At 67.0% G+C, this 379-nt stretch carries 1 protein-coding gene; it reads right to left on the bottom strand.

Annotated features, from left to right (window positions below; all coding sequences use genetic code 11):
- Positions 1–379: UvrD-helicase domain-containing protein (locus tag SB816_RS30125; RefSeq protein ID WP_410548007.1), on the bottom strand; the 379-nt coding region annotated here is incomplete at both ends.

Raw genomic sequence — 379 nt, 5'->3', positions numbered from 1 at the left:
GTGCCGATCTGCTCCTGGATCATGCCGAAACAGTCGTCCGAATCCATGATCGAGAACTGCGGCTTCAGGCCCACGTGCTCGGCTTCCTGACGCAGGATCTGCACGCCGAGCGAGTGGAACGTGCACACGGTGAGCTGGTTGACGGGCACCTTGCGGCCTTCCTTGCCGGGCGTGGTGAGCGTCTTGCCCTCCAGCAGCTTCGACACGCGCTCGCGCATCTCGGCGGCCGCCTTGTTCGTGAAGGTGACGGCGAGCACGGTGGGCGGCGACGCATAGCCCTGCTGGATCAGCCACGCGATGCGGGTGATCAGCACGCGGGTCTTGCCGCTGCCCGCCCCCGCGAGGATCAGCGCCGGTTCGTTCGGCAACGTGACGGCGG

Origin of the sequence: Achromobacter sp. SIMBA_011 (assembly GCF_046535435.1) — a bacterium.
Classification (GTDB): Bacteria; Pseudomonadota; Gammaproteobacteria; order Burkholderiales; family Burkholderiaceae_B; genus Achromobacter; species Achromobacter dolens.
This window is presented reverse-complemented; position numbering and strand designations above follow the sequence as displayed.